This window comes from Chryseobacterium sp. c4a (assembly GCF_009900745.1).
Taxonomy (GTDB): Bacteria; Bacteroidota; Bacteroidia; order Flavobacteriales; family Weeksellaceae; genus Chryseobacterium.
The window spans coordinates 82759-108990 of record NZ_WXVU01000010.1; the positions used below are offsets into that span (position 1 = coordinate 82759).

At 35.1% G+C, this 26232-nt stretch carries 26 protein-coding genes, 4 tRNA genes and 1 pseudogene; 1 reads left to right on the forward strand and 30 read right to left on the reverse strand.

Going from position 1 to position 26232, the window contains the following annotated elements; all coding sequences use genetic code 11:
• Positions 1 to 25 precede the first annotated feature (25 nt).
• From GTR01_RS13875 to GTR01_RS13900, 6 genes are all read right to left on the reverse strand, one after another.
• Positions 26 to 1315 (reverse strand): cytochrome P450 family protein, encoded by a 1290-nt coding sequence (locus tag GTR01_RS13875; protein WP_160138427.1) that lies wholly within the window; start codon positions 1313 to 1315, stop codon positions 26 to 28.
• Between the two features lie 192 nt (positions 1316 to 1507).
• Complete coding sequence (locus GTR01_RS13880; RefSeq protein WP_160138428.1) at positions 1508 to 2101, reverse strand: hypothetical protein; 594 nt, start codon at positions 2099 to 2101, stop codon at positions 1508 to 1510.
• Between the two features lie 182 nt (positions 2102 to 2283).
• A complete protein-coding gene (locus tag GTR01_RS13885; RefSeq protein WP_160138429.1) occupies positions 2284 to 2973 on the reverse strand; it encodes a 4'-phosphopantetheinyl transferase family protein in 690 nt (229 codons plus the stop codon).
• 146 nt (positions 2974 to 3119) lie between these two features.
• Complete coding sequence (locus GTR01_RS13890) at positions 3120 to 3986, reverse strand: SDR family oxidoreductase (protein WP_160138430.1); 867 nt, start codon at positions 3984 to 3986, stop codon at positions 3120 to 3122.
• A gap of 189 nt (positions 3987 to 4175) precedes the next feature.
• Complete coding sequence (locus GTR01_RS13895) at positions 4176 to 4991, reverse strand: class I SAM-dependent methyltransferase (protein ID WP_160138431.1); 816 nt, start codon at positions 4989 to 4991, stop codon at positions 4176 to 4178.
• Between the two features lie 226 nt (positions 4992 to 5217).
• Positions 5218 to 5724, reverse strand: a complete 507-nt coding sequence (locus GTR01_RS13900) for a UpxY family transcription antiterminator (protein WP_160138432.1) — start codon at positions 5722 to 5724, stop codon at positions 5218 to 5220.
• 370 nt (positions 5725 to 6094) lie between these two features.
• Between GTR01_RS13900 and GTR01_RS24620 the strand changes: the two are divergent.
• Positions 6095 to 6640 (forward strand): annotated as a pseudogene (locus tag GTR01_RS24620) (integrase core domain-containing protein); the annotation flags it as partial.
• Between the two features lie 24 nt (positions 6641 to 6664).
• Here GTR01_RS24620 and GTR01_RS13910 read toward each other — a convergent pair.
• The 24 genes from GTR01_RS13910 to GTR01_RS14025 form a co-directional block, all read right to left on the reverse strand.
• Entirely contained in the window at positions 6665 to 7888 is a 1224-nt protein-coding gene (locus GTR01_RS13910) for a site-specific integrase (RefSeq protein WP_160138434.1), read from the reverse strand.
• A 252-nt stretch (positions 7889 to 8140) separates the two neighbouring features.
• Positions 8141 to 8214 (reverse strand) — tRNA-Asp (locus tag GTR01_RS13915).
• A 32-nt stretch (positions 8215 to 8246) separates the two neighbouring features.
• A tRNA-Asp gene (locus GTR01_RS13920) sits at positions 8247 to 8320 on the reverse strand.
• Positions 8321 to 8353: 33 nt separating this feature from the next.
• Positions 8354 to 8427, reverse strand: a tRNA-Asp gene (locus GTR01_RS13925).
• Between the two features lie 33 nt (positions 8428 to 8460).
• Positions 8461 to 8534 (reverse strand) — tRNA-Asp (locus tag GTR01_RS13930).
• Between the two features lie 131 nt (positions 8535 to 8665).
• Complete coding sequence (gene trxA / locus GTR01_RS13935; RefSeq protein ID WP_027374941.1) at positions 8666 to 8983, reverse strand: thioredoxin; 318 nt, start codon at positions 8981 to 8983, stop codon at positions 8666 to 8668.
• Positions 8984 to 9066: 83 nt separating this feature from the next.
• On the reverse strand, positions 9067 to 10242 hold the full coding sequence (locus tag GTR01_RS13940; RefSeq protein WP_160138435.1) for a cysteine desulfurase family protein: 1176 nt from the start codon (positions 10240 to 10242) through the stop codon (positions 9067 to 9069).
• A gap of 2 nt (positions 10243 to 10244) precedes the next feature.
• Complete coding sequence (locus GTR01_RS13945) at positions 10245 to 10721, reverse strand: hypothetical protein (protein ID WP_160138436.1); 477 nt, start codon at positions 10719 to 10721, stop codon at positions 10245 to 10247.
• Between the two features lie 24 nt (positions 10722 to 10745).
• The gene (locus tag GTR01_RS13950) at positions 10746 to 11333 is read right to left on the reverse strand and encodes an HAD family hydrolase (protein ID WP_160138437.1); all 588 of its coding nucleotides are present in this window, start codon (positions 11331 to 11333) and stop codon (positions 10746 to 10748) included.
• 3 nt (positions 11334 to 11336) lie between these two features.
• Complete coding sequence (locus GTR01_RS13955) at positions 11337 to 12062, reverse strand: SDR family NAD(P)-dependent oxidoreductase (protein WP_160138438.1); 726 nt, start codon at positions 12060 to 12062, stop codon at positions 11337 to 11339.
• Entirely contained in the window at positions 12062 to 13381 is a 1320-nt protein-coding gene (locus tag GTR01_RS13960) for an FAD-binding oxidoreductase (protein ID WP_160138439.1), read from the reverse strand. Before GTR01_RS13960 ends, GTR01_RS13955 begins: the two co-directional genes overlap by 1 nt.
• The gene (locus tag GTR01_RS13965) at positions 13378 to 14265 is read right to left on the reverse strand and encodes a decaprenyl-phosphate phosphoribosyltransferase (RefSeq protein WP_160138440.1); all 888 of its coding nucleotides are present in this window, start codon (positions 14263 to 14265) and stop codon (positions 13378 to 13380) included. The genes GTR01_RS13960 and GTR01_RS13965 overlap by 4 nt, the downstream gene beginning before the upstream one ends.
• A gap of 108 nt (positions 14266 to 14373) precedes the next feature.
• Positions 14374 to 15063: an OmpA family protein gene (locus GTR01_RS13970; RefSeq protein WP_160138441.1), complete on the reverse strand. Its 690-nt coding sequence runs from the start codon at positions 15061 to 15063 to the stop codon at positions 14374 to 14376.
• Between the two features lie 24 nt (positions 15064 to 15087).
• A complete protein-coding gene (locus GTR01_RS13975) occupies positions 15088 to 15579 on the reverse strand; it encodes a lipocalin family protein (RefSeq protein ID WP_045494128.1) in 492 nt (163 codons plus the stop codon).
• Between the two features lie 226 nt (positions 15580 to 15805).
• Complete coding sequence (locus tag GTR01_RS13980; RefSeq protein WP_160138442.1) at positions 15806 to 17479, reverse strand: S8 family serine peptidase; 1674 nt, start codon at positions 17477 to 17479, stop codon at positions 15806 to 15808.
• Between the two features lie 80 nt (positions 17480 to 17559).
• Positions 17560 to 18177, reverse strand: coding sequence for a WbqC family protein (locus GTR01_RS13985; protein ID WP_410492601.1), 618 nt, complete (start codon positions 18175 to 18177; stop codon positions 17560 to 17562).
• 57 nt (positions 18178 to 18234) lie between these two features.
• Positions 18235 to 19884, reverse strand: a complete 1650-nt coding sequence (gene lepB / locus GTR01_RS13990) for a signal peptidase I (RefSeq protein WP_160138444.1) — start codon at positions 19882 to 19884, stop codon at positions 18235 to 18237.
• A 134-nt stretch (positions 19885 to 20018) separates the two neighbouring features.
• Positions 20019 to 20720 carry a 4-hydroxy-tetrahydrodipicolinate reductase gene (gene dapB, locus GTR01_RS13995; protein ID WP_160138445.1) on the reverse strand — a complete coding sequence of 234 codons (702 nt, stop codon included), beginning with the start codon at positions 20718 to 20720 and terminating at the stop codon, positions 20019 to 20021.
• Between the two features lie 58 nt (positions 20721 to 20778).
• Positions 20779 to 21417 carry a DUF5683 domain-containing protein gene (locus GTR01_RS14000; protein WP_160138446.1) on the reverse strand — a complete coding sequence of 213 codons (639 nt, stop codon included), beginning with the start codon at positions 21415 to 21417 and terminating at the stop codon, positions 20779 to 20781.
• On the reverse strand, positions 21418 to 22308 hold the full coding sequence (locus tag GTR01_RS14005; RefSeq protein WP_068941641.1) for a ParB/RepB/Spo0J family partition protein: 891 nt from the start codon (positions 22306 to 22308) through the stop codon (positions 21418 to 21420).
• 69 nt (positions 22309 to 22377) lie between these two features.
• Positions 22378 to 23151, reverse strand: coding sequence for a ParA family protein (locus tag GTR01_RS14010; protein ID WP_045494103.1), 774 nt, complete (start codon positions 23149 to 23151; stop codon positions 22378 to 22380).
• Positions 23152 to 23314: 163 nt separating this feature from the next.
• A complete protein-coding gene (locus GTR01_RS14015; protein WP_160138447.1) occupies positions 23315 to 24160 on the reverse strand; it encodes an energy transducer TonB in 846 nt (281 codons plus the stop codon).
• A 196-nt stretch (positions 24161 to 24356) separates the two neighbouring features.
• Positions 24357 to 24647 (reverse strand): hypothetical protein, encoded by a 291-nt coding sequence (locus GTR01_RS14020; protein ID WP_160138448.1) that lies wholly within the window; start codon positions 24645 to 24647, stop codon positions 24357 to 24359.
• A gap of 140 nt (positions 24648 to 24787) precedes the next feature.
• A complete protein-coding gene (locus GTR01_RS14025; protein ID WP_160138449.1) occupies positions 24788 to 26074 on the reverse strand; it encodes an adenylosuccinate synthase in 1287 nt (428 codons plus the stop codon).
• Between the last annotated feature and the right edge of the window lie 158 nt (positions 26075 to 26232).

The window sequence follows — 26232 nt, forward strand, 5'->3', positions numbered from 1 at the left end:
CCCTGTTATTCCAAAGGAGGATAACCTAAACTTCTAAAACTGAATGATCGGCTGTAGTAAACACTATTGGTAGTTTCTCCAAACCACGCATGATACTATTCATTTTAAATTTTAACACTGTATTTTCAGCTAAGGAGAAATGGGGAAAGCGTTCCAAAAGAGTACAAATGGCTATTTCTGCCTCAACTTTACCAAGCGATGCACCTGTACAAAAATGAATTCCACTTCCGAACGATAAATGTTTATTATCCTTTCTTTCAATGTCAAATTTATCAGGCTCCATAAATTTACATTCGTCGTGATTTGCAGAACCAATACAAATCAGCACAAGCTCCCCTTTAGGAATTAATGTACCATTTATTTCTGTGTCTTCTATTGGATATCGTTCGCTCGCCAATAATACAGGGGGATCTTTTCTAAGCATTTCCTCAATAGCGCTGTGAATTAAAGTAGGATTTTGTCGTAACTTATCTAATTGGCTAGGATTTTCAATAAGCAACAAAATTCCATTTCCGATCAGATTCACAGAGGTCTCATATCCCGCAGCAAATAGCAAAAAGATAGTCGACAATAATTCCTGTTCGTTTAGGTTTTCGTCTTCTTCTTGCGCCTGTAACAAGGCCGTTATCAGATCTTCTTTTGGCTGCTTACGTCGTTCATCTAAAATTTGATGAAGATATTCTGTAAAGCCCTGAATAGCACTTGGAATTAGTGCCATGCGTTCTTCTGCTGAAACGTTTGAATCAATATTCAATATAATATTTGCCCATCGTCTGAACAACTCCTTATCTTTCGAAGGTATCCCTAATAATTCCGAAATTATGCTTATTGGTAAGGGTAAGGCATATTCACTGATAATATCCATGCTATTAGCGGTAGCTACCTTAACATCGATCAGATCATTGGCCATCTTCTGAATCTGAGGCCGCATCTTTTCCACTAGTTTAGGAGTAAATGCTTTTTGAATCAGCCGTTTCATTTTTGTATGTTCAGGTGGATCCATGTTAAGTAAATGGTGACTGAACAGCATGCTACTGTTCATTGCAGACTCCTTGCCTTCTTGCGGCGTTACTTTACGTATGTCTTTAACAAAAATCGGATTCCTAAATATTTGTATGGCATCCTCATATTTAGTTACCATCCAAAAGGCTTGACCGTTCCCAAAACTGACCTTTTTAATCGGTGATCTTTCTCGCATATAAGCATAAACAGGAAAAGGGTTCTGTATAAATTCGGGATTAGTGAAATCAACTTTGGGTACCTGAACATCTTTTCCAAATGGACATTTACCTTTTTCTTCATTGTTTGTTTCCATACTATTTTTAAATTAACTATATCAATTATTAACCTTTATTCAAAAGCGGACAGCCGTGTATACCTATCAAAACAGTTCAAATTCCTTATTGGCAGTAATAATACACGATATACCAACAAGCAGAATTTTCAGCTAGCAAACTAGTTCCAGTAGAAACAGAAACTATTTACACGTATTTAGTAGCGGCATCAATTAAATAAGCGGGAACTTCTTTCCAGCAACTACTGCCTCTAATAGTTCTTTCTTAACATGGGTATTCACACCGGCGATTTTTGTGCTGAACTCGCATTTCACTTCACCTACTCCTTTAGCAAACCAAATTATTAAGCTGTGATTGATTGGGAACAAGCCCTTTTTACTGGCTGTTGATTTTATCTTTAGACATTGTTTAAAAGTACCGGCGGGCACTTCTACATCTTCGAAACCAAGTAATGTACTACTTCCATTTATCTCACCGAAATTAAAATTGAGATTGAAAATAGAAAATATCACTTTTGAGGTGTAACCATATACTCCCCCTATTGCTACTACCTTGGGCGAAAGAGTTAAGGGGGGATTATAAACCATTTTACCGGCTTTCTTTTTAATGACATGCGTACTCAACCCGTTTTTATATTCTAACAAGACGACAGAACCATCAGATGACTCTACTTTTTGAAGATTTAAACCATTAAAAAAAACATCCTCAACCACTAAATGGCTTAGTTTTGTTTTATTATTTTTCAAATACAACCAAAAATTATCTTTTTCCAAAGGATTATACTCCTCTATAAAATATTCTTCCATTTTATTTAGCTTAGATTTATAAACTACACAGACAACTTATTTTTGAATTTTATTTAGTTTTCAGTAACCCAAAAGCAATGAAATAACCATCACGATAGCATTACCTATATCGAATTGAGTATTGGGGCAATATACCTTCAGGCTCAAAGGTATTACTTAGTATCTCTGGGAATCTTTACGATTTATACTATCCGACTATAAAGCTCTTCTAAATCAATAACTTCCCAGATATCGATTTTAATTTCTGAATAAGAAGAAACCCCCAAAGTGTAGTACTCATTGAACAAGAGTGTTTTTGAAAAAACGTTCACATTTTCAAAATTATTATGTAACTGAAATTCAAAACTATTTGATATAAAAGAGATATCTTTCAGTTTTAAATCATGATAAAACCCCTTGCCAGTAAGCTTCAAATAACTTTCTTTCAAGGTCCAAATTTTATAGAAAAAAAGCAACCGATCCGATTCATTGCTATCCAGATATTTTTGATATTCGTTATTGGAAAAGCAATATTCAATAAAGCTTTCTGACTTATCGTTAATTAACTCCACATCAATGCCAATCTCCTCATTGCCGTAAGCACAAATTACCCAATCTCCGGAATGTGATAAATTAAAATGAAAATCGGGTAGCCCTATGATGAATGGCTTTCTAAATACCCCATAACCAAATTGGATGTCTGGGTTTTTAATTCCGAAATTTTCAATAACTACTAATCTAACCAATAATTCAGCAATCAATGTCCGTTCAGCATCTCGTTTAAAAAGAAAATTGGTCAAGGATTCTTTCTTTTCCGCTGTAATTAACTGGATAAATTCAGTATATATGGCTTTAGAAATACCATTTTTTACAGAGAGCGCTATTATTTTCATGCGATGTCTTTTCCGTTAGAAGAAAGACTTAAAAAAGTTCTAAAAAACGAATCGTATGCTATAATAATATGGCTATTCGGTTTTAGTTATTGCTCATTTATAGTCTGAGTGCATTGTGCTTGTATAAAACCAACGAAATTAAATCGTTACTTATCTTGCTTCATTGCATTGGCTCCAAAATATACTTCCATCCTCTTGTACCAGCCTTCATCGTCAATGGCATTCCATTCTACCCATTGCTCATCACTCATAGCATTCCGCCAGGAAATAGACTGTTCTACTTCGTCACCTACCGGATGTCTTAATTTCCAATCGTCACTCTCAGCAACTTCAAAAATCTTATCTGCTACAAGACAGGGAGGCGTTGGTTTTTTTAGTGATTCGTTGTAAAATATCGAAACACGTTTCGAATGTGGATAAATGGACTCTTTATGTATAGTCAGATTGCGAGCCATTTGCGTATCAATAATACCGGGTTCAATAATCGAGACCTTAACATTAAAGGGGTTTAGCTCTTGTGCTAAAACTTCGCTAATAGCTTCCAAAGCATGCTTGCTTGCTCCATAGGCTCCTAATGGACTATTCGCCATACGACCCGCCACAGATGAAATGTTTATGATATTGCCCTTCTTGCTTTTCCTCATTTGGGGCAATACGGCTTTAATACACCGTAATACTCCCAAATAATTCGTATTCATTATTGCTTGAAAATCGGCAATTTCCAATTCTTCAATTGATCCATGTCGCTCAATTCCAGCATTATTAACAAGAACATCCAGCGAACCACACTGCTTAATAACGGAGTTCATACATTGCTTAACGGAAACATCGGAATCAACATCCATTTCTAAAATGGTTACATCCAAAGATTCATCATCAATCTTTTTCTTCAACGCTGAAGCTGATTCAAGGTTGAGCATGGTAGCAAATACTTTATATCCTCCTCGGCTGAACTTTAAGGCTGCTTCAAGCCCAATTCCTCTACATGTTCCTGTAATAAGGACTGTTTTCATATTATTTAAAACTTAAAATTTAAAAACAAAGCGGTTGTCGTCTTATCATTATATCTTAAAACAATTTTCTAACAGCAATACAACTTTTTCTACAAAATGTTGTATTTCAAGGTTTGTGAATAACTGTTCATGTATCATTTCAAAATTGGGAATTTATATCTATCAACAATATGATGATTTACATTAAATCTATTTTTTGGCAGCAATCATCATATGGGGACTAAAGGAAATAAGATTTTTATCGTTCTCCGTTAGTTTAAGTAGCTCCATTAGAATTTTTCGTTTTGAAGGATTCGCCTGAGATTCGAAATAATTTTTATCTAACCAGATAAAACCTTCAACGGCAAAAATATCCAAAAATTCAAAACTGCATTCTTTTACTTCTTTTATCAAATCCTCTTGTTTATAATAGTAACCATGAGGTAGCATTCCTGGTATATTTTTAGGAGCATCGTGAATACCACTGGTTAACTCTTCTCGGCACATGCTGAAAAACTCGTCATGTCCAATCACTCCTTGTATTAAGGCAGCAATGGTCGAGGCTGTGTAGTTTATTGCAAATCCAAGAAGAATCCCCCCAGGTTTCAATACACGCCTAGCTTCTTTTAAACAGTCATTGCGCTTCTTTTCATCTTGAAGATGATACAATGGCCCATGCAAAATAACTATATCAGCAAAATTATTTTCAAATTTTAAGTTTCCCGCCTCGCCTTGAATGCATTCAAACTTCGCTTTTTTGGCTCTTTTTTGAGCTTGCCGAATATGCTTTAATACAGGCTCTACTAAATAAACCGAATGTCCATTTTTTGCCATCCACTCCGAGTAGATACCAGGTCCGCCGCCAACATCCAAAACAATAGATGGCTTTTGAGAAATAAATCGACTAATTAGATTTTTGTTTCTTTCGAACTCGAGCGGTCCAAGTCCTATCTGAAGCCTAGTTTCTTCAGAAGTTTTCGAATAAAAATCATCAATTTCTTTATTAATTAAACTCTTACTTTTCATATTATCATATTAAACTATTCAAAATCAAACTTGTAATGCATAAATAAAATTAATACATTTCATTATAAAAAGACTACTTAATGCAAATATAGTAATCTTAAAGAATACAGAAATAAGACTACTAAAATGATTTTGATAAACCGCGGGATCTAAATGGGAAAATCACAAGCTTTAATACATTTTTCCTACAAAAATGCTGGATAAATGTTACTATTATCTCAATTTCTTAGATAAGATAATTTGAAGGAACAATAGCACTAATATTTAGTTTCAAAGATTCAATGTATACAAAAATCCTTCTTTCGTTTTCAATCTTTATTACTTCACATGTTAAACCTTCAAGAGCCCCAGAGTTAATTTTAACTAATTCACCAACTTTTGGAAGATTAACAGAGGTCTCTACGTTCGAAATACCACTATCTGTTATAAATTTTTTGATAGTTAATATCTCACTATCACGTATTTTCGCATACTTACCACCAAAACTGATATAATTAAATACTCCATCTATTTCGAGAGCTTTAAAAAATTCATTTTTCGTACGCACATTGAGAAACACGTATGAAGGAAATAGTGGCTTATTAACTATCTTTTTACGATCTGACCATCTTTGTGAAACTTCAAATGTCGGTAAAAAAGAATCAAAATTCATTTCCCTTAGTAGGTGGTTTATTTTTTTCTCGTGCTGAAATTTCACATACAAAACATACCATCCTAGATACGAGTGTGCCATATATAATATATTTTAAATTAATTCAAAATATAAATTTCTTAACATTTAACACCTAACGCCTTTGAAACTGTTACAAGTGTAGAATGATGTGAATAGTTTATTCAAAATGCTTCATAAAAGACATCTCAAATTTAAGGTATTAACAAGGTATTCAATAGTTTTGCCAAACTAATACCTGAGGCTATTTCTTTTACAAAGAATAGGGCTCCGCCACTGCGAATCACATTTAGCTATTCTCATTTCTTCTTGCAGTAGTTACTCAACTAATCCACGTTTGTAAATATAAGAATTAAATCTATAGGGAGTGAAAAAAAAGTCTTTTTTTTTCACTCCCTATAGATTTACATTAAAATTTTCAACATATACAATAGACCGAGTCCAGTTTGATACGTGCAAAATAGCTCCCGGTATTTATCAATATGCAGCCATTGATGATTGTTCCCGCTATCAAGTTATAAATATTTATCCCCGAAGAACATCTACTAATACATTGAAGTTTATTGATAAAGTATAATAGAGAAAATGCATTTTCCTATTCAACGAATACAAGCCGATAGAGGGGATGAATTATTTGCTGTAAAGGTTCAAAAGTTAATGGAATATTGTATTAAATTCGGACCTAATAAACCTCGTTCTCACCATTTGAATGGAAAAGTGGAAAGAGTACAAAAAATGATTTACAGGAATTTTATGCCGATCACGATTAAAAAAAATCAATCTTAGGGAAGAATTGGGCTATTGGCAGCATTTTTATAATTGGGAGAGGCCTCATAGCTCTTTAAAGGGGAAAACACAGATAGATATAATTTCTGAACTGAGTAATAAGATTCCTTTCTCTGATGAAGTAGAATATTTGTATAATCCTCTTCAGGAACGCATTCAGATCCAAGATTATCAAATGGATTTAAGAAATTGAAAGTATCTATATAATACTTACAATTTAACATCCTTTCTTAATAAATTTCTGTTTTAATAATATCATATCCTCACTTACTTTCTTATCCAGAATTTTGGCATAATGCTGAGTTGTTCTTATATTTTTGTGACCAAGCATTTTACTCACACTCTCAATAGAAACTCCATTTGACAAGGTAACTGTTGTGGCAAAAGTATGGCGTGCTATATGATAGGTTAATTCTTTGTTGATACTACATAGATCAGCAATTTCTTTCAAATAGGCATTCATTTTTTGATTACTGAGAACAGGAAGTAGCCTTCCACTATTTATACAAGACGGATGATTTATATATTTTTCAATAATGTAATCGGCTTGAGCAAGCAATGGAATGTTAGAGGTTGTTTTCGTTTTTTGTCGTTTGGTAAAAATCCATCGAGCTCCATCGAGTCCAATATTGATATTGTTGATAGTTAACTGTCTTGTATCAATATATGCCAACCCTGTAAAGCAACTGAATAAAAAAATATCTCTAACTAATGATAACCGATCATTTTTGAAATCTTTAACGAAAACCTTTTCAAGATCTTGATCATTAAGAAATATTCTTGTTACTTCATCAAATTTTGAATCATAATTTATAAATGGGTCTTTTTCCACCCAACCGTGTGCCAAACAAATCCTTATAATCTTTCCAAAATTCTTAATATACTTTACAGCCGTATTATTACTACAAGATTTTTCAGTTCGTAGAAAAAATTCAAAATCATTGAGAAAAGCATAGTTAATATTTCTAATATCAATATCAGAAATATTATACTTCCAATCTAAAAATTCTTTGGTATGGCTTAAGCAAGTTTTATAACGAGTTAATGTTCCTTTAGCATACTCCTTCCCCACTAACTTCTCCATTCTATCATTATGATTTTGAAATATAGTAACCAGCATCCTATTCTTTTGATCTTTTCCCAATAGTTTGTTCTTAAGGAGCTCGCTGCTTACTAACTCTCCATCCCTTATCATTTTGTGATAGGTATCATAAACTTTCTGTTCAAACGTTTTAAGATAGAAATTAAGAGATTTACATTCTTCTGAAGATCCTTTCACACTTTGAGCTTGAGAGTTCCATTTCGAAGGTAATATGGTTCGTTTTGTACTTAGCTCAGAAATTTTGCCATCAATAGTAATTCTCATATAGATAGGTACTTCTCCCTTAGTGTTGGCTTTAGCTTTTTTGAGATAAAAAAGTAGATTGAATGTCTTATTCATTTTATGCTGCTTTTAAAAATTTTAAACTTAAACTCTTTAAAAACGTTCCACAAGATGTTCAATTTCTGAATAAGCCCATGAACAAGCTTTTTTCTTACTTTTTAGTGACCTCTATTCTACCTTTTCAACAGGTCACTGAATAGGTCACTTTCATATTGTGATTTTTTAGCTCCTTTTGGAACAGGCACAAAACAAAAAAAGCTTTAAAACATCTGTTTTAAAGCTTTTTGTACTATTTTGATTGAATAGTTGCGATCCGGACGGGACTCGAACCCGCGACCTCCGCCGTGACAGGGCGGCATTCTAACCAGCTGAACTACCGGATCAATTTTTTTAAAGTAAATTGAGAAAACTTCTGCGATCCGGACGGGACTCGAACCCGCGACCTCCGCCGTGACAGGGCGGCATTCTAACCAGCTGAACTACCGGATCAATTTTTTTAAAAAGAAATTGAGAAAACTTCTGCGATCCGGACGGGACTCGAACCCGCGACCTCCGCCGTGACAGGGCGGCATTCTAACCAGCTGAACTACCGGATCAATTTTATTTTAAAAGTAATTGAAAAACTTTTGCGATCCGGACGGGACTCGAACCCGCGACCTCCGCCGTGACAGGGCGGCATTCTAACCAGCTGAACTACCGGATCATTGTTTTTTGTGAAAGAACGTCGTTTCTTTTTCGTGGTTGCAAAATTACACCTTTTTTTATTACCTGCAAATTATTTTGAAAAAAAATGCCTCCCAATCATGGAAGGCATTCATTATCAAACTTATTTTTTTACAAGTGCGCGCTTAATTTTTCAGCGATTACCTCTTTTGGAGCTACACCTACTAATTTATCTACTACTTCTCCGTTCTTAAAAATAAGAACTGTAGGGATATTTCTAATACCATACTGCATTGAAATCTCTTGGTTGTTGTCTACATCCACTTTCCCTACTACTGCCTTTCCTTCAAAATCTGATGCAACTTCTTCGATGATTGGTCCTAAAGTTCTGCAAGGTCCACACCATACTGCCCAGAAATCTACCAAAACTGGTTTGTCTGATTTTAATACGGTATCCTGGAATGAGCTGTCTGTAATTTCTAAAGCCATTTTGTTTCTTTTATTTTAATTAATATTATTTTTCTTTTTCAATTCTATTGAGTGTTCAAAATTACAACTTTTACATCATAAGACTATCTATGCTCAACATTAGTTTTTTCTATAGTATAATCCTTTGAAATCTCTTTTAAAGCCTCCACTAATGCGTCTATATCAGCTTTGGCAGTCATATGGCTGAAAGAAATACGTAATGGCGTACAATGATCCATTTCGTCCTCAGAAAGTACCATCATCATTACCATTGAAGGTTTAGATGCTCCAGAAGAACATGCGCTTCCCTGAGAAATGGCAATTCCTTTCATATCCAACTGAAGACCAATCAATGGGTTTTTATAAGGTAATAAAGCACTTAATACAGTGTAAAGACTATTTTCCTTTTCAGCACTTCTTCCATTGAATTTTATCCCTTCAATTTCAGCTGATAACCTTTCAATAGCATAGTCTTTAATATCCTGCATATAGTTGGTATACTCCTCTATATTATTCAGAGCAAGTTCCAATGCTTTTCCAAGACCTACAATACCACAAACATTCTCAGTTCCTGCTCTCAGGCTTCTTTCCTGAGGCCCTCCCGTAATGATTCCCTTCAAACCTGTTGCTTTTCTGATGAAAGCAAAACCGGCTCCTTTAGGCCCATGAAATTTGTGCGCACTGCAAGATGCAAAATCTACAGGAATGTCTGATAAATCAAGCTGCATATGAGCCATCGTCTGTACTGTATCCGAATGGAAAAGAGCATTATGCTTCTTACAAAGCTCAGCTACCTTTTTAAGATCTATAAGGTTTCCTATCTCGTTGTTGGCATGCATTAAGCTTACCAATGTTTTTTTATCTGAAGATTGTAATAATTCCTCTAGTTTATTAAGATCAATATCTCCTTTTTCATTAGGGCGAATATAGCTTACTTCTACCCCTTTTCTTGCTTTCATATCCAGAATACTTTCAGAAACACATTTATGCTCCAAAGGTGAACTGATGATTCTTTCTACTCCAAGGTGTTCTACCGAGGATTTGATAATCATATTATTGGATTCTGTTCCACAAGAAGTGAAAATGATTTCAGCAGGAGTTACATGAAGATAGTCTGCCACCTGTCTTCTTACATTTTCAATAAGGATTTTCGCTTCCTGTCCAAAGCTATGAGTGGAAGATGGGTTTCCGAAGGTCATCTTCATCGTACCAACCATTGCGTCTATAACTTCTTCTGCAAGCGGAGTGGTTGCGGCATTATCTAAATATATTTTGTCCATTGTTATTTTGAATATTTTAATTCTACGGAGGTAAACTGGTAATCTGTGGGAACGGTAAAAATAAACCAAGGATTGGAAAGAACCTGAATTTCCATACCGCCAGGAGTAGACATTCTATCCGGGACTTCTACATACAGAATATTGTTCTTTACAGATACTCCTTTAATTTCATTAATGGTGTGACTGCCTGATCTGAAACCTCCGAGGTTGTATAGAACAACCTTTTTGTCTTTTGGAAACTTCGGATAGTTAGCTATTGGGGCTTTTCCCTCTTCCACAAGTTCAAAACTTCCTTTTCCCAGAGCAAGATATTCTTTCTCATCTTTAATGATCCTAAAGCCGGGAAGTTCAGTACCTCCTTGAGAATTGGATACAAGAAGTTCTGCTTTTTGCTGCATATCAGGCATTTTTTGTGAGGAAGATGTTGTACTTGCGCAGCTCATCAGGATAGCTGTACATGCCATTAACAAACTTTTCATTTTTTACACTTTTATCACCCAAAATTAGTGAAAAAATTGGTAATGTCCCTCATTTGCCCATTTCAACATCGGCTTATCCCCGGAAGTATCCCCAAATGCGATAATTTTATCATACCTGGAATCGTGGATTTCTTCCTTTATTCTCACCAGTTTTTCTTTTCCATTGCAATTTTTTCCAATGAAGTTTCCTGTGAAAACACCGTTCTTGAACTCGGCTCTTGTAGAAACGAGTTGCATTTTCAGTACCTCAGCAAAAGGTTTTACCCAGATATCCAAAGAAGCAGTTACCAATAAACTTTGTGTATTATTCCTATCGATATTTTGAATAAAATCCAGCGCATTTTCCCTTACAATTTTAGGGTAATGTAATTCAAAGAACTGTTTAGACTTCAATTCTATTTTTTCCTGACTCTGTCCTTTTAGAATGGAACCGATAAAACTTTTCTTTACTTTTTCTGTTTCTGCCAGTTTCAGCTTGAGCAAAATGAAAAGCGGTACATGTTTTAAAAATTGTATTCTATATTTTGTAGAGTCGTAGAATTTGAGATACATAAACATAGTATCTTTATACGTAAGGGTTCCGTCAAAATCAAAACAATACAATTTTTTCATTTTTTAAAGCTTTAACTTTTTAAATATAAATTCAGGGATATTCCTGATAATCATCATAATAATACTCCAAATCGGCAAAACATATGCCACGTTCTTTTGTTTTTTGAACGCTTTATAAATACAAGCTGCAGCCTGCTTAGGAGTTGCTGTTAGTTTAGGGTTTAAAGGCAGACCTTCTGTCATTTTAGTCGCCATAAATCCAGGTTTTACTGTTAGTACATGTACTTTTTTACTGAAAAGATAGTTTCTGAGTCCACTCAGATACGCAGTAAAAGCAGCTTTTGCACTTCCGTAAATAAAATTGCTCTGTCTTCCACGGTCTCCCGCTACTGATGAAAGACCAATAATCGTTCCCGATCTTCTGCTTTCAAATTTATGAGCAAAATAATTCATTACCGGAATCAGCTTAGAATAATTGATATTGATAATACGCTCGGTATTTTTATTGTCATACAATCCTTCCTCTGTTCCTTCACCCAAGTATCCTACGGCGCAAAATAATACATTTGAATTGATATAATCAAATCTGTTGTAATCTATTTCTTTCATCAGATCCAATTCTATCACTTCAGATTGTTGTAGAAATTTCACATCAATATGTCTTGCAAACCTTTCTGTGGTTTCTTTATTTGAGGTAAAAAGATAGATTTTTTCAAATTTTTCTCCTTCCTGAAGTGCTTTTTCCACAAAAGCCTGTGCCACTTCAGATGTACTTCCCAGAACTATCATTATGAGTTGTTGTTTAAGATTCTTTTGTGCTGTAAAGACACAAATTTAGGACTTCTAATATTTTTCAGGTAATTGGTCAGTGAGGATCTGCTCATACTGTCTTTGGTAAGATAAATTCTTCCTCCAAATTCCTGAACAATACTATCTAACTGATCTACCAGCTTTTTCAGTTTTGAATTTACTTTAAAATCTAATGCCAGTGTGTACCCTTCTACAGGGAAAGAGTTGTAAGCTTCCGGATTATGCTTTCCGAACAATTTTAATACGGCTAAGAATGAGCCGTTTCCACTATTGGCAATGGTTTCCAGAATTCTTTTCATCCCTTCTTTTCCTGATTCTTTTGGAATCACCATCTGATATTGGATAAAACCGGATTTTCCATAGATTTTATTCCACTCATTAATGGCATCCAAAGGATAGAAAAATGTTTCGTAATCAATAAAGTTTTTGACTTCTTTTTTGGATTGCTTTTTATAATACAGCCAGTTGAAAATCTTTACTGTAAGGGCATTCAATACGAATCCTGGAAAATAAAAAGGAACTGTCGGTTGTAATTTCCCTTTTAATCTTAAAGGAGATTTAGCCATATTCTGAGGCAATTCGTGCTGGAAAGCATGCTCTCCTCTCATTAGAATACTTCTTCCGATATTCTTCCCTTTCTGAAGACAATCGATCCATGCAACGGTATACGTCCAGCTTTCACTTTCGTCAAACAGTTTAAAGATTTCATCAAGATTCTCTGCTTTGATACTTTCCTGGCGGATATAAGCAGATTCTATATTTTTAAGTTTAAATTTTGCAGTAAGAATAATTCCTGTAAGTCCCATTCCACCAATGGTAGCCCAAAACTTATCTGAATTTTCTTCTCTTGAACAGGTTATAATTTCCCCGTTTTCAATCATCAGTTTAAATTCTATCACATATTCTGAGAAACAACCTTCTGCATGGTGATTTTTTCCATGTACATCGGAAGCAATAGCTCCTCCAATGGAAACAAATTTTGTTCCCGGAGTGACATACAAAAAGTACCCTTGCGGAACTGACACTTCAAGTACCTCCGAAAGCAATACTCCGGATTCACATTCTATAATCCCGTTCAAACGGTCAAAACTGATGAATTTATTTAATTTCTTGGTAGAAAATATCGATTCTCCCAATGAAGCATCTCCATAACATCTTCCGTTTCCTCTTGCAATAACTTCATTGTGATTGAGTACGAATTCTTTTATGTTTTTGAAGCTGTCTTCAGATCTCATTTCTTTTTCTACAACCGGGTAATTACCCCAGTTTGTAACTTTCTGTGTGAAATTCGGCTTCATTTCTTAAAGTAAATTTGAATTAAAAATGCGGCCACCCAAAGTAATAAAGTAACCTGTATATAACGGTCTCTGTACACAATTTTTGTGGGAGATTCTGTTCTGTTGTACACCAATGTCTGCTGAAGATATCTTAAAAGAGCAAATACAACGAAAACTACTGTATAAAATACTCTTTCATGGAATCTTGCCTGAACTTCCGGTGAAAGGGTAAACATCAGATAACAAACAATAGCCAATGTAATAGAAATAGATAAGGCAATATCTGCAAACTGTACATTATACCCATCTAAAGCTTTTCTTGTTTTTCCTGAAACCTGAGCATTGATAAGCTCACCTCTTCTTTTTCCGATAGCTAACACTAATGCCAGAACAAAAGTCAGCAAAATTGCCCATTGTGAAATACTGATTCCTGTAATGTAACCACCTGCTAAAACACGCAGTACAAATCCTATGGCAATGATAAAAATATCAATAATCGGAACATGCTTCAGTCTAAATGTATACGCAAGATTCATTACCACATAAAAAGCAATAATAGTAGCAAATTTCCATAGTGGCTGCTGAAAATACACCTGAGCAAAACCTACAAAAGCAATATCTGCAATCACAAGTCCTATAAGAATTCCTATCGCTGTAGATTTTGATATAGCTCCACTTGCCAGAGGGCGTTTTCTTTTTTCAGGATGCTGCCTATCTGCCTCAATATCATTATAATCATTAAGAATATAAACAACACTTGCTGCAAACGAGAAAATGATAAAAGCAAAGATACTTTTGGTAAGTAGATCCAGATTGGTGATATTACCAGAGAAAAATAGAGGGACAAATACAAAAAGGTTTTTTACCCATTGCTCCACACGAAGCAGTTTTAAATATTTCTTCATTTACGTTATTTCGATTACAAAAATAATAAATTAAAAATTGACAGGCATAAAAATACAAAAAAAACCGCCGGGGCGGTCTTTTACGAAAATATTTATATGTTAAATTAATTACTGCCCTTGCTTGGCATCGTTAATCATTTTTTCATTGGCAGTAATAGCGAATTCAACTCTTCTGTTTTTAGCTCTACCTTCGTCTGTATCGTTGCTGGCAACCGGCATATTTTTACCTTCACCTTTAGTGAACATTCTGCTTCCTGCAATTCCGCTTTTCACTAAATATGCTTTTACAGCATCAGCTCTTCTTTGAGAAAGCGCCATATTGTATGCATCTTTACCTACGCTGTCTGTGTGACCGTAGATATTGATATTAGTATCCGGGTTATCAGTTAATACTTTAGCTAATTTATCTAAATTACTCTGTGCAACAGAAGTAAGGTTTGATGAATCGAAAGCAAAGTTTACGATACTTTCATTCATCGTAACTTTAATACCGTCTCCTACTCTTTCTACCTGAGCACCTGGTAAAGTTTCTTTAATATCTCTTGCCTGCTTATCCATTTTGTTACCGATAACATTACCTGCAACACCACCGATAATACCACCTAATACAGCACCGATAGCACCGTTTCCACCTCTTCCTACATTATTCCCAAGGATTCCTCCTAATACAGCTCCTGAAGCTACTCCTACAGCTGTACCTCTTTGTTGGTGATTTGAATTTTGAACGGCTTCACAACTTGTCAATAATAATGCTGATGACAAGAAAAGAGCTCCTACGTATGTTTTTGTAAATTTCATTTTTTTATCTTTTATGTTATTTAATTATTTCATTCCAGTTCTTTCGAAATTGTAAACAACTTTTACACTTCCGCCTTCAAATGGAACGTCTTGCTGAAGCGAAAACTGATCTGTGCTTTGGTTGATTACTGATAAAGTATATCCAGCAACATTCTGTTTTGCTTTTGTTCCTGCAAGAACTTTCTTAAACATAAATGTATCACCGTTTTTTATTTCAAACTTGATAGGTTGTGTAATTGCTGGACAGCTTCCACCTCCGTTCAGAGTATAAGCTCCTGTCCAGTTGTTAGGAATTAATCTCCAATGACTTCCCACGAAACATTGTGCATCTGCACCTTCATCAAAAGGCTTAATTTTATACCCTTTGTCGTAGTCTATGCTCACAATCTGCCAGTCTCCTTTTAATTTAAGAAAATCGGCTCTTTGATTTTGAGATGTAGCTGCGTTATTCACAGAGGAACAAGACACTGCAAAAAGTGATGTTCCTAACATCCCTGCAAGTAGTAACTTTTTCATTTTGTTGTTTATTATTTTGTTACAATAAAGTTACAAAAAACCGTGCCAAAATTGTATTTAAAAAATAAAAAAGTCCGAAAAATTTCGGACTTTTTTATTAGCTATTTAAAAATGAATATTTTAACTGTTTCTTTGAAGATAATAAAACAGTATCTTATCGCATTTTATCCCCTAGAACACTTTATCATTCATTTATAAAATGGATATCATAATCATTTATGAATAATTATTTTTTAACAGCTTTAATTGCTTTTTTTACAACGGTGGTTTTGCTTCCTTTATAAAAGTTATTATAAGCGTATTCTGCTGCTTTTTTTACATCAATCACTCCTCCGGCTGCAGAAAAGTCTGTAAAACCGTTAGCCGTACTTAAATTGCTTGATTTCTTCAATGACTCAATAATCTGATCCGGTTTTAGCTCAGGCATATAAGCTAATAGAACTGCTGCGGCTCCAGATACTACCGGAGAAGCCATGGATGTTCCATCTAAATACTCATACTTACTTCCTTTCACTGTTGAATAGATTCTTTCTCCCGGAGCAAAAACATCTACCATTTTCTTATTGAAGTTGGAAAAGCTTGCTCTAAGCGCATTGTTATTATTTGTACTTGCTCCCACTACTACTACGTTGTTCACGAATGGTTTTTCATCGTTCACATTTTTATAGTTGGTAGGATAAGCAAGATGTTCTGCTACATCTTCATTTTCATTACCGGCTGCTTTCACTAAAAGCACACCTTTATCCTCTGCATATTTGAAGGCATCCCAAACTACATTCTTACCTGGAGAAACGGGTTTACCAAAACTCATATTCAGAATTTTAGCACCATTATCTACTGCATATCTGATGGCATTGGCAACATCTTTATCTCTTTCATCGCCGTTAGGAACTGCTCTTACCGTCATGATTTTAGCTACTCTTGAAGCAATACCATGCTGGATCTCCTTTCCTTGTGGAAGTCCGGCAATAATTCCGGCAACGTGAGTTCCGTGTTCTGCATCGGGCCCTTCGTAGTGGTTATTCCCATAATTTTTTTCAGAATAGTCATCGTAGTTATCTCCTACAATTTCTTTTCTCGGATCATATGAAAGGTCATATTGCTTTGCTGCCGGTGCATAATGATCGATAGCTTCTTTCATGTCCTTTTTCATTTTTTTCTCGAAGTCTGCAGCAGATACTCCTTTAAAATCCGGACTTTGGGAAACCTGTCCTAAAACCTCCAAAGCGATGGCCTCTTTTTGATCTGCGGGTTTCTTAATCACGGCAAGATTTTCAGCTGTCACCGGCTTCCCTCCTAATAGTTTTACCATACTTGGGATCAGTTCATTGATCATAGAATAGGTTCTGAAGTTTTGCTGAGCTTCAATACTTTTCTTTGTGAAAAGATCTTTAGCCTTCATATACATAGCAAACTCTTCGGGCATTTTAGCTTGATTGGCTTTGTTCTTTGTAGAATCATCACCTTCAAAGAGAGGTTTATATTTAGCAACAACTCTTGTTACTTCCATATTATCGATGTCTATATCACCGTTTTTACCGCCTATAAAGTTCCATCCGTGAATATCATCGATATATCCGTTTCCATCATCATCTTTTCCATTTCCAGGTATTTCATTATGGTTAGTCCACATATTTTTCACCAATCCCGGGTGATCTACCTGTACGCCACTATCTAAAACTCCAACGATTACTGTTTTAGGTTTTAATCCTTTTGACTCTAAATATTTATATGCATTTTCAGTATTAACTCCATAAATTTTTGAAGTAGCAAAATCTTTGTGATACCACATCATCAGATTTTTATCTTCATTGGGGTCAATACTTTTAGCTTTTGACTCCTGTGCAAAGGAGAATCCAAAACCGGTCAAAAAAACTGCAGCTAATAATACCTTTTTCATATACTGATATTTGTTTTAAAGTCATATACAATCGTCAGCTGTTTTATTTACAATGAAATTCTAATAGTGACGATTCTATATTAATGTTTTATATTTTTTATGTAAACAAGTGATTCCGGGCCTTTGTTACAAATAAGATCCAGAATCGATAAATCTTCCAAAAACCCTAATTTGTCTGAGAAAGTCTGATAATAGCTTTCCATTTCAAATTCTGAAGGATGTTTTGCAGAAAATTTCTCTCTGAAATTGATTCCCTCAGGATTTTTGATATATTCTTCATTCAAAGAGTGTGCCTTTTCTGTTTTCAGTATCTGTTGGATTACTTCTAGCCCTTTAAGGTTAAAATCTAAAAGAAACTTTTCTTTCAAATCAAAGATCTTCCTGAGCTTATCTTCATAATATTCGAAATAAGGCGAACTCTGATAAGCTGTTTGAATGGATTTCCAGTGAAGTGTTCTCCAATCTTCTCTGTAAGAAATCTCAATATCTTTAAATTCTCTTTTCCCATTATGATTAATAGGAATAATCAAAGACAATTTTCCATTAGCTCCATAGATATTCGCTCTGTTTCTATAGGTTTGCTTTGGAAAGTTTTCAAACTGCTCAAATACAACTTCGTTTTCAGCATCTAAAAACACTGAAAACCATGAAACCGGTGGCATATAAAAAACCGGCAATAAAACATTCTTCATATTCATAATACAAAAATGAAGTATTTTTTCAAATACTTCATTCTATTTTAAGTTTAATTTTATTTATAACTCGTCTTCTGTTTTTTTCTTTTTGAATAATTTCACAAAATACTCCCAACCGAAGAATAATATTAAAATCATTGCGGCAATCCACCAGTATGAAGTTTTATTAGCTTCTCCTGTGTTTGTTGCCTTAAACATTCTATCCCAACGGATTTTGAATGGCGCTTGATACGTAGAACTGCTGTCCGCAAAAGCTCCCTGAAGACTCATCCATGTAAACATTGGTTTTCCTACGATATTTTCTTCCGGAACGAAACCAAAGAATCTTGCATCTAAAGAAGCATCTCTGTTATCCCCTACCATCATGTAATAGTCTTGTTGAATAGTATATTGGTTAGCTTCTTTTCCGTTGATAAAGATTTTCCCGTTCTTCTTTTCTAAACTGTTATGCTCATATTCAGAAATAATCCACTGGAACATTGGAAGTGTCTCATTGTTGATGGCTACTACGTCTCCTTTCTTAGGAATTCTTACTGGGCCATACCAATCCTGATTCCATGGTTTATTGACAGGAAATATAGACTGGGTTGTATCAATTTTTGTTCTGGCTTCATCTCTATAGGCGATTGCTGCTTCTCCTTTCACGGAAACATCTTCTTTCATGTCAATTACATGAGGAAGTTCTTTGATATCTTTAGCAATTTTGTCTGTTAGACCTTGGAAGCCATAAATAAACCCTCCGTTATTCTGCTGTACTTCCTGTACTGGTAAAAATCCGTAAGCTTTATATAGCGTAGGAATGTCTAACTGGCTGTCAGTCGTTACAATATACCTATGTTGTACTTCCTGATCTCCTAAAACCGTTTCCGGTTTTCCGTTCACGAAAAGTCTTCCAGCTCTCATTTCAAAAGTATCTCCAGCTGTAGCCACACATCTTTTCACATAAGGATCTTTTCTATCAATAGCTGTATGAACTGAATCCTGCGGATAGTTGAAAACAACTACATCATTTTTCTCTGGTTTACTGAATTGTAAAATTCTTGTATAAGGTAATTTTACTCCGTCTACATAAGATTTTGGGTCATCTTTTGGATTTCCTTTCTGTCCTGTATCCATAATCGTTCCCTGAAGGAAAGGTATTGCTAAAGGACGCATTGGAAGTCTGTAACCATAGCTCCATTTATTTACGAAAAGGAAATCCCCTACCAATAATGTTCTTTCCATGGAACCTGTAGGAATCCCGAAAGGCTGTGTTACAAAAACGTGAATAATGGTTGCAAATACAACTGCGAAAGTAATAGATCCCAAAAATGTATCTTTCTTTTTAGCTTCTTTTTCTTCATCAGTAAGATACAGGTCATTTGCATTTTCATCTTCCAGCTCTACATCTTTAGCATAATTGATCGTTGCCATGTAGATAAATGGAAGAATCACAGTAAGGATCTGATCTTTGAAAAGTGTTTTTCCGAACTTCTTCACTAAATAAAGATGGAAAACTGACATCATGATTGGCCCTACAATCGGAAGATAGGAAAGGATTGCCCACCATTTCGGATGTTTTGTTTCTTTTAGGATAATGAAATAGTTATAGAAAGGTATAAATGCAAATAAAGGACTATACCCCATTTTTTTAAACAACTTCCATGTTGAAATCCCCATTAATATTGATAAAATGAGGACATACACTGTATACGTTAAAAAATAATTCATAATTTTTTTTGTGCCTATTCTTATGATATAAATGATAAATGATGAGTAATAAATGATTACAGCGGCGTGCTATTTACAATTTACTATTCATCATTTTTCTGTTATTGGTCTGCAATTTACAGAATTTGTTACAATTAAAGCCCTAAAACGTCCTTCATTCCGAAGTTTCCTTTTTTGCCTTTGATCCATTCGGCAGCAACTACAGCTCCTAATGCAAAGCCATTTCTGTTGAATGCGGTATGTTTGATCTCAATTTCATCCACTTCACTTCTATAGAAAACACTGTGGGTTCCAGGAACTTCATCTTCACGAACTGCGAAAATTCCAAGTTGAGTTCCTTCCGTCTCTTCCAGTTTCCAGGCATCAAATTTCGGATTGTTATTAATGATTCCTTCTGCGATAGAGATGGCAGTTCCACTTGGAGCATCTTTTTTGTGGATATGGTGAATTTCTTCCAGCTGGCAAGAGTATTCATTTACATTCTTCATCAGATCAGCCAATTTTTCGTTTAAAGCAAAAAATAAGTTCACGCCTAAACTAAAATTTGAGCCATATAAAAATGCAGTGTCATGATCTACCGCCAGCTTTTCTATTTCAGCTTTTTTCTCCAGCCATCCTGTAGTTCCGCAAATTACAGGGATTTTATTTTCAAGACAAGCTTTGATATTGTCGTATGCAACTTCCGGCAGAGAAAATTCAATCACAACATCAGGATTGTTAAGATTTTCAGCAGTTGGGGTTTCCTTCAGGCGGGCTACAACTTCGTGACCTCTTTTCTGTGCGATCTCATCAATGATCTTACCCATTTTACCGTAACCAACTAATGCTATTTTCATGTAATCTTTTTTATTTATTGTTACATTCAACCTTTCGGTTCTCTGTATGTATTATCTATTAAAATCTATAACTTAAAGCGAATCCTGTTTTTGGAGAATCAAAACCATATTGATCCTGAATTACAGACGGCTTAAAAGTCAGGTCAGGGTCATGACGGCTTTCATAAAGATGAGCGTCCACTACTGCGTCTACAATATTTAGAATATAAATCAATCCTGTAATCGCAATGGCATAATCTCTTTGTCTTTTTGCCCTGTCTTGCGCATTCCCTAATGCTTTCTTATCTAACCAAGGACGAGCATCCACAAATTCATTAGGAGTACCATTCAGTTTGGCTACGTAATATTCGCGGTATTTCTTGTACTGATTATCGTTCCATACAGCAATTCCTACTCCGGCTCCTACTGCACCCCAAACAATGGGAATTTTCCAGTATTTCTTATTGTAGAACTGCCCTAATCCCGGAAATACAGCGGAATACAACCCTGCTCTGGTAGGATTAAGTTTTATCGTTTTTTTAGTAGGCCCATTGGCTTTTTCCAGATCTTCAATGATCTTTGCTTCTGTTTTGGTTGGTTTAATCAAACGGAGTTCCTCTTTCGGAGGTGTCTGTACCCGAACAGTGTCAATAGGTGCAACTTGTGAATAAGCCAATACAGCGATACACAAGAAAAATGTGAAAAATATTTTCTTCATTTATTTAATATGGGATAAAATATATTCCAGCTCTTCTTCATTTTTGAAGTCCAGAACAATTTTACCTTTTTTTCCATTTCCAGAAGCTTTGATCTCCACTTTTACATCCAGGATGTCTGCAATGGTCTTCTGAGCTCTTTTATAGTTATTGGATAACTCGGCGTTTGCTTTTTTAGCTGCCGGAGATTTTGGATTTTTTAATGCAGCAGCAGCTTGTTCAGCCTGACGCACATTCAATTTTTCTTTAATGATCAGATCGAATAAAATCTGTTGGTTTTCTTCACTTTCAAGACTGATGATTGCTCTACCATGTCCTGCAGAAATTTCACCGCTTCTGATTGCATTTTGAATATCCGGATTCAATCTTAACAATCGGATTGAATTGGTAATGGTACTTCTATCTTTCCCTATTCTCTGGCTCAGATTTTCCTGAGTAAGACCTATTTCTTCTAAAAGCCTGTGATACGTAAGGGCAATTTCGATGGCATCAAGATCTTCTCTTTGGATATTTTCAACCAGGGCCATCTCAAGAAGCTCCTGATCATTCACCAAACGGATGTACGCAGGAACCGTCGTTAAACCGGCAATTTTACTTGCCCTGTAACGTCTTTCCCCGGATATGATCTCGAATTTTTCACCGTCTTTTCTAAGGGTAATCGGTTGAATGATCCCTAAGTTTTTAATAGACTGTGCTAATTCCTCTAATGCTTTTTCATCAAAATAAGTTCTCGGCTGCGTCGGGTTCGGATATATATCTTCAAGCGCAACTTCTACGATATTTCCCACAAACTTATCTGCTCCTTCATCTGTAGCGGAGTTGACAGTTGCTTTGGATTCTGCACTTAAAATGGCGCCCAAGCCGCGTCCCATAGCTCTTTTTTTGTCCTTCATAGATATAATTGATAAATGATGTTTGGTAAGTGATGGCTAGCAATCACTCATTGGCCATTTATTATTAATTTAATTCTTTACTAAGTTTTCGTTCTTTAAAAGAACTTCTTCAGCTAACTGAATATACTGAACTGCTCCTTTACTTTCTGCATCATAGTTCAGGATACTTTCTCCGAAGCTCGGAGCTTCACTCAATCTTACGTTTCTGCTGATGATGGTTTCAAAAACCATTTCCGGGAAGTGAAGATTTACTTCTTCCACTACCTGATTAGACAGCCTTAATCTGCTATCATACATGGTAAGAAGAAGACCTTCTATTCCAAGATCTTTGTTATGGATCTTCTGAACATTTTTAACAGTATTCAAAAGTTTCCCAAGTCCTTCTAATGCAAAGTACTCACACTGAATCGGAATAATCACAGAATCTGCTGCTGTAAGTGCATTTACTGTAATCAAACCTAAACTCGGTGCACAGTCTATGATGATATAGTCATAATCATCTCTTACACTGGCTAAAGCTTTTTTCAGCATATATTCACGATCTTCTTTGTCTACCAATTCGATCTCTGCTGCTACCAGGTCAATATGTGATGGAATAATATCCAAATTCGGCGTTGCCGTTCTTTTGATACAAGCTCTTGTATCTGCACTATGCTCCAGTAGATTATATGTGGAATACTGAACATCTTCTACTCCCAAGCCAGATGTAGCATTGGCCTGAGGGTCAGCGTCAATGATCAATATTTTCTTTTCCAATACTCCTAATGCTGCTGCTAAGTTTACAGCGGTAGTAGTTTTTCCTACCCCACCTTTTTGATTAGCAATACCTATGATTTTTGCCATTATTAGAACTTTAAGTTTCAAAAATACACTTTTTTCTTTGCTCCCGATAGATGGGGAAAATCAAAATTGAGTTAAAATATTGTTAATAAGCAATTTAACTATAAAAAAAATTATCCACAAAAAAAATTCTTTGTGGATAACTATTAAAAATTGATTTTTGATATTAATTATCAAACTTCATGGAGATTGGAAACTTGAAGTAACTTCTCACAAATTCACCTTTTTTATTTTTGGCAGGAATCCAGATTCCTTTGTTTGAAATTGCCTTCACTGTTCTGATTGCCTCATTGTTAAAATCGGCATTGGTTCCGTTAGCTTTTACCCCTGAGATAGTTCCATCCATTTCTACAATGAATGTAACCGTAGTTTTTATTAGTTCTTCTGATTCAATACTTGAACCATCGAAGTTGTTCATCACTTTGTTTCTGAAAGAGTCTATACCTCCTTTAAAGCTGGCTTCTACTCCAAGATCGCCTGCGTCTACAATCTTAGTTTTATCTACAGGATCCTGAATGGCTGGCGGTGGAGTATTGATTACCGGCCCAGTAGGTGCTGTTGTTGGTACATAGGTATTTTGAGGTACTACATCGCCTTTAAAATCATTTTTAAAGCCAGCTACAGCGTCATCTGGAATGGGATCATTCTTTACATTATCCTGAGCATCTCTTGATGGTGTTGGCACTGTACTGTCAAATGTTTTTGTATCAGGAGCGGTAGCTGGTTTTACAGGTGTAATGGTTACAGGTGGATCTTTCTCTGGTACATCAACCACATGAAAGATTCTTTTTCCGTCATCACCGGTTCTCTGGACAGGTACGTCTGATTTAAATGCAGAAATTACAGCTGGTGTAATAGAAACTGCAGCCATTAGGCTTACTCCTATAAAAAGTGCTTTGGTTAATATTCTATCTGATTCGTTTCTTAATACATAGGCACCGTATTCTTTATTGCGGTGCTCAAAAAGAACTTCGTTAAAACGAAATTCCTGGTTTTGATTCTGGTGTTTCATCACTATTACTATTTAAACTGTTAAAAAATATGATTATTAGTTTTATTAGTTCTTATCGATAAGCAATGTTTCAATATCAAAAGATCTGCCAGAATTTTAGCAAAACAACATAATATTATAAAATTTTATGAAAATGTTTAAAATTTAACATTTTAACTATTGAAAATATACATCTAAAATCCACAGAAGTATTCGATTACGTAAAAATCATCAGTAACATTATCAATGGTATTAATAATCCCAGTGCATTGATCAGCATGAGAATGATTGAGCTAATCTTCACCTCCTTATAGCTTTTAGCAGCAAAATATATTGCAGCAACACTCAACAGCAAACTACAAACAACAAATAACATCAGCAGAAAATCACTATGGATATTTATTGGAAAGCCTAAATAAACACCTAGTAAAACAGCATATGCAATGGTACAGTATAAGCTAATTACAATATTGTCTAGAAAACGCTGGGGCTCTTTATTCTTTTCCATCTGATTCAAAATTAAAAATTAAAGATAAGGATTTCAATAATACCAACATTTTAAGAGCATACTATCATCCATGTCAATATTTAGACAAAAAAAGAGACCATCAAAACTGACAGTCTCTTTATATGTATGTTCTAAGAATATTAGAATAATTCTTTTCTGATGATGTTCTGACTTCTTTCAGGACCTACAGAAACTAAGTATACATTAATTCCCAAGTATTTTTCGATAAATTCGATGTATTTCTGAGCGTTATCTGGAAGTTCATCATAGCTTCTAGCTTTTGTGATATCTTCCGTCCAACCTGGTAAATCCTGGTAGATTGGCTCATAGTTGTATAACTTTTCTGTTGACGAAGTAAAGTAATCGATAATTTTTCCGTCTTCAGTTTTGTAGTGTGTAACAATTTTAAGGTTTTCAATTCCTGTAAGAACGTCAAGTTTAGTAATAACAAGATTGTTGATTCCATTGATCATACAAGCATGCTTTAAAGAAACAAGATCTAACCAACCTGTTCTTCTTGGTCTTCCTGTAGTAGCACCGAATTCACCTCCAATCTGTCTGATTTTCTCGCCTAATTCATTATCTAATTCAGATGGGAAAGGCCCATTTCCTACTCTTGTACAGTATGCTTTTGCTACACCGATCAAGTTCTGAAGTGATGTTGGAGGAACTCCTGCTCCTGAACAAACACCTCCTGTAGATGGAGAAGATGAAGTTACATATGGATAAGTACCAAAATCGATATCAAGCATTAAAGCTTGCGCTCCTTCAAACAATACGTTTTTACCGTCTCTGATCGCTTCGTTTAACTCTAATTCAGTATCAACGATTCTATCCTGAAGTTGTTTTCCGATTTCTAAGTATTCGTTATAGATTTCTTCAACATCTAAAGCTGGTTTTCCGTAATATTTTTCAAAAAGAGAGTTTTTAACTTTTAAGTTTTTCTCAATTTTATCTCTTAAAATCTCAGGGTTTAATAGGTCAACCATTCTGATTCCGACTCTTGCGATTTTATCTTCATAACAAGGTCCGATTCCTTTTTTGGTTGTTCCGATCTGAGTTCCGCCGTGTTCCTCTTCACGGTAAGTATCCAAAAGGATGTGGTAAGGCATGATAACATGCGCTCTTCTGCTGATAAAAATGTGATCTGTTCTCAAGTTTTTGCTCTCGATCTGACCAACTTCTCTAATAAAAGACTTAGGGTTTACCACTACTCCGTTCGCAATGATACATTTCCCTTTGCATTGAAGAACTCCTGAAGGAAGAAGGTGTAGAACGAATTTTTCTTCACCAACATAAACCGTGTGACCTGCGTTGTCTCCTCCTTGGAAACGCACTACATAGTCTGATTTTGCAGATAAAACATCCGTGATTTTACCTTTACCTTCATCTCCATACTGAAGACCTACAACTACATAAGTTGACATATTTTACTTTTGTTTTAAGATTCGTGCAAAATTACTTTTAAAAAAAATGACAGCCAAATTATATGGAAACTTATTTTTGGGTTGGGTGAAAATCATGGAGTTGGAAACCTGAAATAAGTATAGATAACTCGCAGTTAACACAGAATTATTCATTCAGA

Coding starts and splice junctions, on each gene's coding strand:
- GTR01_RS14025 (WP_160138449.1), bottom strand. CDS start 26,074: ATGTCAACTTATGTAGTTGTAGGTCTTCAGTATGGAGATGAAGGTAAA.
- GTR01_RS14020 (WP_160138448.1), bottom strand. CDS start 24,647: ATGGAAAAGAATAAAGAGCCCCAGCGTTTTCTAGACAATATTGTAATT.
- GTR01_RS13885 (WP_160138429.1), bottom strand. CDS start 2,973: ATGAAAATAATAGCGCTCTCTGTAAAAAATGGTATTTCTAAAGCCATA.
- lepB (WP_160138444.1), bottom strand. CDS start 19,884: ATGAATTATTTTTTAACGTATACAGTGTATGTCCTCATTTTATCAATA.
- GTR01_RS13975 (WP_045494128.1), bottom strand. CDS start 15,579: ATGAAAAAGTTACTACTTGCAGGGATGTTAGGAACATCACTTTTTGCA.
- GTR01_RS13955 (WP_160138438.1), bottom strand. CDS start 12,062: ATGATAGTTCTGGGAAGTACATCTGAAGTGGCACAGGCTTTTGTGGAA.
- GTR01_RS14000 (WP_160138446.1), bottom strand. CDS start 21,417: ATGAAGAAAATATTTTTCACATTTTTCTTGTGTATCGCTGTATTGGCT.
- GTR01_RS13970 (WP_160138441.1), bottom strand. CDS start 15,063: ATGAAATTTACAAAAACATACGTAGGAGCTCTTTTCTTGTCATCAGCA.
- GTR01_RS13960 (WP_160138439.1), bottom strand. CDS start 13,381: ATGAAGCCGAATTTCACACAGAAAGTTACAAACTGGGGTAATTACCCG.
- dapB (WP_160138445.1), bottom strand. CDS start 20,720: ATGAAAATAGCATTAGTTGGTTACGGTAAAATGGGTAAGATCATTGAT.
- GTR01_RS13880 (WP_160138428.1), bottom strand. CDS start 2,101: ATGGAAGAATATTTTATAGAGGAGTATAATCCTTTGGAAAAAGATAAT.
- trxA (WP_027374941.1), bottom strand. CDS start 8,983: ATGGCTTTAGAAATTACAGACAGCTCATTCCAGGATACCGTATTAAAA.
- GTR01_RS13875 (WP_160138427.1), bottom strand. CDS start 1,315: ATGGAAACAAACAATGAAGAAAAAGGTAAATGTCCATTTGGAAAAGAT.
- GTR01_RS14005 (WP_068941641.1), bottom strand. CDS start 22,308: ATGAAGGACAAAAAAAGAGCTATGGGACGCGGCTTGGGCGCCATTTTA.
- GTR01_RS13910 (WP_160138434.1), bottom strand. CDS start 7,888: ATGAATAAGACATTCAATCTACTTTTTTATCTCAAAAAAGCTAAAGCC.
- GTR01_RS13980 (WP_160138442.1), bottom strand. CDS start 17,479: ATGAAAAAGGTATTATTAGCTGCAGTTTTTTTGACCGGTTTTGGATTC.
- GTR01_RS14010 (WP_045494103.1), bottom strand. CDS start 23,151: ATGGCAAAAATCATAGGTATTGCTAATCAAAAAGGTGGGGTAGGAAAA.
- GTR01_RS13900 (WP_160138432.1), bottom strand. CDS start 5,724: ATGGCACACTCGTATCTAGGATGGTATGTTTTGTATGTGAAATTTCAG.
- GTR01_RS13890 (WP_160138430.1), bottom strand. CDS start 3,986: ATGAAAACAGTCCTTATTACAGGAACATGTAGAGGAATTGGGCTTGAA.
- GTR01_RS13965 (WP_160138440.1), bottom strand. CDS start 14,265: ATGAAGAAATATTTAAAACTGCTTCGTGTGGAGCAATGGGTAAAAAAC.
- GTR01_RS14015 (WP_160138447.1), bottom strand. CDS start 24,160: ATGAAACACCAGAATCAAAACCAGGAATTTCGTTTTAACGAAGTTCTT.
- GTR01_RS13950 (WP_160138437.1), bottom strand. CDS start 11,333: ATGAAAAAATTGTATTGTTTTGATTTTGACGGAACCCTTACGTATAAA.
- GTR01_RS13945 (WP_160138436.1), bottom strand. CDS start 10,721: ATGAAAAGTTTGTTAATGGCATGTACAGCTATCCTGATGAGCTGCGCA.
- GTR01_RS13985 (WP_410492601.1), bottom strand. CDS start 18,177: ATGAATATGAAGAATGTTTTATTGCCGGTTTTTTATATGCCACCGGTT.
- GTR01_RS13940 (WP_160138435.1), bottom strand. CDS start 10,242: ATGGACAAAATATATTTAGATAATGCCGCAACCACTCCGCTTGCAGAA.
- GTR01_RS13895 (WP_160138431.1), bottom strand. CDS start 4,991: ATGAAAAGTAAGAGTTTAATTAATAAAGAAATTGATGATTTTTATTCG.